Origin of the sequence: Tahibacter caeni (assembly GCF_024609805.1) — a bacterium.
Taxonomy (GTDB): Bacteria; Pseudomonadota; Gammaproteobacteria; order Xanthomonadales; family Rhodanobacteraceae; genus Tahibacter; species Tahibacter caeni.
In genome coordinates this window covers 1-6622 of sequence record NZ_JANFVR010000270.1, presented here as the reverse complement: position 1 = coordinate 6622, position 6622 = coordinate 1, and the positions used below count along the sequence as shown (strand labels likewise).

4 protein-coding genes and 1 pseudogene are annotated in these 6622 nt (G+C 70.4%); all 5 read right to left on the bottom strand.

Features of this window, described 5'->3' with window-relative positions:
• Positions 1-2544, bottom strand: a 2544-nt coding sequence (locus NON22_RS18315) for a DNA repair ATPase (protein WP_257388394.1), incomplete at its 3' end; no start/stop codon positions are given.
• A gap of 223 nt (positions 2545-2767) precedes the next feature.
• On the bottom strand, positions 2768-4789 hold the full coding sequence (locus tag NON22_RS18310) for a flotillin family protein (protein ID WP_257388393.1): 2022 nt from the start codon (positions 4787-4789) through the stop codon (positions 2768-2770).
• A 286-nt stretch (positions 4790-5075) separates the two neighbouring features.
• Positions 5076-5699 carry a hypothetical protein gene (locus tag NON22_RS18305; RefSeq protein ID WP_257388392.1) on the bottom strand — a complete coding sequence of 208 codons (624 nt, stop codon included), beginning with the start codon at positions 5697-5699 and terminating at the stop codon, positions 5076-5078.
• Positions 5696-6052, bottom strand: a complete 357-nt coding sequence (locus NON22_RS18300; RefSeq protein ID WP_257388391.1) for a hypothetical protein — start codon at positions 6050-6052, stop codon at positions 5696-5698. The genes NON22_RS18305 and NON22_RS18300 overlap by 4 nt, the downstream gene beginning before the upstream one ends.
• A pseudogene (locus tag NON22_RS18295) lies at positions 6042-6622 on the bottom strand (hypothetical protein); the annotation flags it as partial. The pseudogene NON22_RS18295 and the gene NON22_RS18300, both read right to left, overlap by 11 nt.

Below are 6622 nucleotides of genomic sequence, written 5' to 3'. Positions count from 1 at the left end.
CTCGCCGCTCGCGCCGAGCTCGTTGCGGTCGCGCAGGTCGCGCAGCCCGGCTTCGCGCAGCGCGCGCAGGCGGCCGGCCAGCTCGTCGGCCGCGACGGCCTGGCCGAGGCCGCGCAATTCCTCGATCTGGCGCTGCGCGCGTTCGAGCAGGGTGTCGCCGGCGAAGAAGGCATGCAGCTCGTCCGCCGCCGCAATACGTGCGATGCGCCGCGGCACGCCGTCGAGCACGCGCGCGATCGCTTCGCGGAGCCCCTGCGCGCGGCGCTCGCGCTGGCCGGCGATCTGCTCGCGCCGCGCGGCGAACGCTTCGAGCGCGCTCTCGCGGCGCGCGGTCAGCTCGACGAGGAAGTCCGGCTGCTCGCCGAAGCGCGCTTCGAGCTGTTCGATCTGGCTGAGCACCTGGGCCATCGCCGCGTCGGCGCTCTCGGGCGTGTCGCAGCGTCCGAGCAGGTTCAGCAGGGACTGCTCCAGCACGGTCAGCTGGGCGCCGAACTCCAGGCCCTGCTCCTGCACGAGCAGGCTCTCGCGGCGCGTGCGCAGCGTCGCGCGCAGGCGATTGACCTCGGCGTACAGCCTGGAGGTTTCCGCGAGCAGCGCGGCGCGCTGCTGCGCATCGCTCTGCTCGAAGCCGGCGACGAGTTCCGACAGGCCGTCGAGCGATTCGGCCAGCGCGTCGAGCGACTCGGCCACGGGTTTCAGCGCCGCAGTCGCGCGCGCCTGCTCGACCGCGCCCGCGGCGTCGGCCAGGCCCTTGCGCAGGCCCGCGAACGCGGCCGGATCGGCGAAGAACTTCAGCGCGCGCGCACCGATGCGGTCGAGCTCCTCGCGCAGCTTCTGGTCGAGCGCGGCGATCGCGTCGGCGGCGACGTGGGGCTGCTCGGCCAGCACGGTCAGCTCGCCGCGCTTGCGCTTGAGCAGGCGGATCGCGTCGGTGAAATCGTCAGGCTTCTGCCAGAGCAGGCTCGCGACGCGCGACAGCAGTTCGTCGACGCTGCGGCCAATGTCGGTGACGGCCTGTCCGGCCGACGCCTTGGCCTGGGCCAGCCGTTCGTAGGCGTTCAGCGCCTCGCGACCGCTGCGCGCGAGCATCGCGACTTCGGCGCCGATCGCGCCGGCTTCCTCCTCTGCCAGCCACGGATAGGCGTCGCCGCAGCGCGCGGCCAGACGCAGCAGGCGCTCGTACGCGCCGCGGCTGCCGGTGTCCTCGGCGAGACGGCGCAGTTCGCGCAGGTCGGCGAGCGCGCGCACGACGGCGGCGTTACCGAGCCGGCCCAGCAGCCCGCTCGCGCGCGGCTGCGCTCCGGTGTACTCGTCGGACGCGAACGGCGTGCGCCAGAGCTGCAGGGTGTGCAGGCGCGAGGCCTGCTCGGCGGACTCCGCGGTCAGCAGCAGCAGACGGCCGTCGGCGAAGCGCGCGTAGCCGTTGCCGAGCAGCGGCTGGCTCATGCTGCGTTCGATCAGGTTGTACGACAGCAGCGCGTAGGCGCCGGCCGCCGGTTCGTAGAATACGTACAGCATGTCCTCGCCGCTGGTCGCTTTGAGGAAGCGCTTGATGCGGTAGGCGGAGAAATCGTGGCCGAGATCGGAGAAGCGCCGGTAGTCGCCGGATTCCAGATAGCAGCCGCCCGGGAACACGATGCCGTGGTCTTCCGGCAGCTGCATGCACGACGCGCCGATCTCGTCGATGCGCACGACGCTCTTCAGGCGTTTGTTGAACACGAGGTGGCGCACCGTGTCTTCGCGGTACGGCTTCACGCGCAGGAGGATCAGGCTGCGCAGGTCCGCGTAGGCGATCTCGGCGTCGGCCAGCGACTGGTTCTTGTCCTCGACCGGCTCGCTGTAGATGCCCAGGCCGGTCTCGGTGTTGTTCTCGACCTTGATCGTCAGGTCGCCGGCGACGGTCTCGACGAACACGCTGTCGAGCACGTTGACGTGCGGATGGCGGCCGAGCACGTATTGATCGCGCGTGACCGGCGTCCATTCGAAGTCGTGGCTCGGCGGCAGCACGTGGTCGCGCTCGCCGCGGTTGTCGATGTAGACGACCTTGCCGTCGCGCTCGATCGAGAAGCGGAACACGCGCTTGTCGCCGGCCTGGGAGCCGGTGCGGAACACGAGCAGCAGGCGCTCGTCGATCATGCGCAGCTGGTCCAGGGTCGTCGCGCGGTAATAGGTGAACAGTTCGCGGAAGTCGGCGACGAAGCGCGGGTCGGCCAGGAAGCTGTCGGCCAGCGGCAGCGGCGCGAGCTCGGGCGCGTCGCCGTTTCCGGCGAGCCGGAACAGGCAGAACACGTCGCCGACGCTGGTGTCCTTCTTCAGGCCGATGAACACGTTGTAGCCGAGCAGCAGCACGTCGCCGACGCGTACGAGATCGCGCGCGACGCAGTTGTGCTCGGTGCGCGCGTCCAGCCGCGCGAGCAGCTTGCTGTCGATGCGGCCGAATGCTTCGACGCGGCGCGCGTTCAGCGCTTCGGCCTTCGCGCTCAAGGTCTCGGCTGCGGCGACGAGGCGCTTGCGCAGGAGTTCGAACGTGGCGGAATCGGACATGGACAATCCTCAGGAAATCACGTTCGCAGGTTGCGGTGGGCGCCGGGCGCGAACCGCAACGTCGGGAGGGACCGGCGCGCCGGACACCGGGCGAAGCGCGTCGAAACCGGGCCCGCGGCGGCGATCGGACGGATCGCCGTGCGCGTCGTTCCTTCGCCGCCCCGGCGGCGCGCGCCGCGACCTCGACGTTGCGGCTCGCCGCAACCCACGGCTCACCGCGTCATCAGGCGCCGTCGGAACGGCCCGACGCGGTCAGCTTCTGCGCCAGGCCGGCGATCGACAGGTCGCGCACCGCGTCGGCCCCTCCGAGCGCGGCGATCAGCTCGCGCGCGTCGGCGATCAGGTCGCGCTTGCCGGCCTTGTGGTCGGCCAGCGCGGTGCTCAGCAGCGCGCTGCGGTCCACGGCGCCGTCGATCGAACGGCCGAGGCTCAGGCTGCGCATGAAGCGCTCGAAGTATTCGCCGTCGCCGCCGACGATCTCGATCTTGGACGCCTGCAGCGCCTTGGACAGCACCTCGGCCTGCTCGCGCGCGATGGCCTGGTTCGCCTCGATGCTCTTGAGGCGCTGCGCATGCGCGTAGTCGAGCTGCATGCGCTGCTCCTCGTGCGCGCGGGTCTCGGCGCTCATCGCCTGCATCGCGTCGAACTTCTCCTTGAGACCGCCGGCTTCGGCCGCGAAGCGCGCCGCGATCGCGTGCGCCTCGGCCTCGCCGTACTTGTGCTTGCCGGTCGCCTCGGCTTCGAGCTTCAGGCGCAGCGCCTCGGCCGTCGCGGCGCCCTGCTTGGCGATCGCGTCGGCCTCGGCCAGCCGGACCTTCGCCGTCACGAGGCCTTCCTTCTCGTGGGCGTCGGCCTTGGCGATCGCGACACGCGCCTCGGCCAGGCCCGAGGCCGCCGCTACGGCCTCGATGCCTTCGGCTTCGCGCTTGCGGCCCTCGGCCGCCTTGCTCGCGATCGTCAGGCGCGCTTCGGCCATGGTCAGCTCCTCGGCCGCCTTGTGCTTGGCGCGCTGCTCGTCGGCCAGCGCGGTCTTCACGTCGGTGATGAACTTCTCCTCGGCCTGGCCCTCGGCCAGCACGATCGTCGACTTCTTGGTGCGCTCGGCCTCCGACAGCGCGCGCAGGTTCTTGATCTCCTCCTCCTGCTCGGCGACGGTGCGCTCCACGACGATGCGCTCGCGGATCACGTCGGCGATCGCCTTCTTCTGCACCTCGACGGCCTTTTCCTTCTCGATGCGCTGCAGGGTGACTTCGCGCTCGCGGTCGACGACCTCGAGCTCGCGCGCGCGCGTGACCTTCTCCTCCTCGATCGCGACCGCGCGCTGGCGGTTCTTCTCGGCGACCTCGGCCTCGCGCTTCATGTTCTCGGTCTGCACCGCGATCTGCTGCTCGGCGAGCAGGCGCGCGGCCTCGGCCTTGGCGCGCTCCTCGGATGCGACCTTGGCCGCCTCGGCTTCCTCGCGGGCACGCGTGATCGCGATCTCGCGCTGCTGGTTGGCCTCCGCATGCGCCTTCTGCCGCTCGAGCTCGAGCACCGCCTCGGCGGTCTCGACGTCCTTCTTCTTGATGCGCATTTCCTCGTTGCGGCGCAGCTCGTTCGTGAACACGTTCTGCTCGGCGGTCAGCTCGGTGATCTTCTTGATGCCCTGCGCGTCGAGGATGTTGTGCGGGTCGAGCTTTTCCAGCGGCGTCTGCTCCAGGTAGTCGATCGCCGCGTCCTCGAGCACGTAGCCCGACAGCTCGTCGCCGATCTGGCGCACGATCTGGTCGCGGAAGCGGTCGCGCGCCTCGTACAGGTCGACGAAGTCCATGGCCTTGCCGACCGTCTTCAGCGCCTCGGAGAACTTCGCGCTGAACAGGTCTTCCAGGGTCGCCTGGTTGCTCGCGCGCTCGCAGCCGATGCCCTGGGCCACGCGCAGCACGTCCTCGCGCGTCTTGTTCACGCGCACGAAGAACTTGACCTTGATGTCGGCGCGCATGTTGTCCTTGCAGATCAGGCCTTCCTTGCCCATGCGCTCGATCTCGATCGTCTTGAGCGAGATGTCCATGACCTCGCGCCGGTGCAGGATCGGAATCACGAGACGTCCGGTGAACGTGACCTCGGGTTCGGCGCGCATGGTGTTGACGATCATCGCGCGGCCCTGGTCCACCTTCTGGTAGAACTTGGCCACGAGAGCCATGAAGCCGAGCAGGAACACGACCAGAATGCCGACGGCGGCAAGCAGCGTGGTGAAGGCGATGTCCATGGTGACGCTCCGGTGAAAAGATGGAAACGTGCAGTACGTTCCGCGTGCCGCCGCTACACGAGGCGGCGGCACCGGGAGCTGCAGCCGCGCCGTCCGTCCCGGACGACGCCTGCTGTCTTGCGATGGCCTGGACCAGTATCCGCAGCGCGGCTCCCCGGCCCGGCTGCCTGTCCCCACGCCCCGTCGGCGCCTCGAACAACCTGCGCCGGAATTCCAAAAAACGCCTTGCCGCGGCGGCCCCGAACGCCGCTCCGCGACGGCGGCGCCGCCGCGGCGCTTCAGGCCGCTACGGCGGCTCGTATTCGGCGACGAGATAGCGCCGGCGCTGCGCGTCGAAGCTCAGTACGACGGCCTGCACGTCGCGCGCGAGCCGGTTCGGCGCGGCCGCATAGACCTGCACGGTCAGATGCGTGCCGTTGCCGAGCACGACCTCGGCCTGGCCGAAGTTCTCCTCGACGCTCAGGGTCAGGATGCGGCAGGACCGGCCGAGCACGGTTTCGCGCGTGACGTGGTCGCTGACCGCGAACACCGGCTTCAGCGGCCGCAGCGCGACCGAGGCCAGCAGCACCGCGGCGACGAGCGCGGCGACCAGCACGAGCGTGCCGCCGAGCCACAGCGGCAGCGGCAGCGCGGGCAGCAGCAGCGCCGCGGCGAGCATGGTCAGCAGCCACCAGAAGAACGCGACGCCGCTGACGACGATCGAGAACGGCAGCCGGTCCAGGCCGAGCGCGAGCAGCATCTCGGGCAGACCGTCGAGGTCCGTATCGTGGTGGCCGCCGATCCAGTCGGGACCGAAGCTGTCGTGATCGAGCAGGCCGACGATGGTCAGCAGCCAGAACACCAGCAGCACGCCGATGACGATGCTCGGCAGCAGCCCTGGGTAGTGGGTCAGCAGATCGAGAAAACTCACGACTTGTCTCTCCTCTTGCCGGTTCGTTGCCTGCGTTGCTTCTCGGCGAATGCGACGAGCGCCGCGCCGACGCGTTCCTTGATCGCCAGATGATCGGCCGGATCGAGGTCGTAGCGCGCGCCGAGCAGCCGGTAGTCCTCTTCGCTGAGGCTGACCGTCAGACGCGGCCGCTTGGCCTGGCGCAGCAGCGGCAGGCCGAGCACGACGCGCACCTGGTCGGAATTGGACAGGTTGGCCTCGAACGCGGCCGCGCGCACGGCCTGCAGCACTGCCTCTGAAACGTCGAAGGCGACCTGGACCGCACGCAAGGCAGGCTGCGACGAGCGCCAGCGGCTGGGCAGCTCAGTCTTCATGCCCCTCCTCGGCGCGTCGTCGCGGCAGCTTCTGCAAGGTGTCGATGACGCGGCCGGCGCGCGCGCGGCGGAATCCCGGCGCCGCCGTCGCCGGCGCCGGCTTCGCGCCCGCTTTCGCGCCGGACGCCTTCGTAGCGGACTTCGAGCGCGGCTTCGCCGCGGGCTTCGCTGCCGACGGACTCCTGCGCGATGCGGCGCGCGCCGGTCCGCGGCCTGCAGCGGCCTGGGTGGCTTGGCCGATCGCACTGGCCGCACGCGCCATCGAGAGGTCGTGGTCGAGCTCGCGCAACTGGCGGTTGACCTGGTCGTGCAGCAGGTCGAGCTGGGCCAGATGGGCCTGGAAGCTGCCGGCGAGATCGCTGTCGCGCGCGATCGCGCGAGCCAGTTCGAGCAGGCGTTCGCGATAGCGCGGATGCGGCTGCGGCGCGCGGGTCAGCGCTTCGAGCTGCTGCTGCGCGCGGGCCAGGCGGCGGCGCACCACGTCGGCGCGCGCGCGCGCCTCGGCAAGTTCGCGCGCCGTGCGCTGCAACAGCAGCTGCGCCTGGCGCAGCGGCTTCGGCGCATCCAAGC

Coding starts and splice junctions, on each gene's coding strand:
- NON22_RS18300 (WP_257388391.1), bottom strand. CDS start 6,052: ATGAAGACTGAGCTGCCCAGCCGCTGGCGCTCGTCGCAGCCTGCCTTG.
- NON22_RS18310 (WP_257388393.1), bottom strand. CDS start 4,789: ATGGACATCGCCTTCACCACGCTGCTTGCCGCCGTCGGCATTCTGGTC.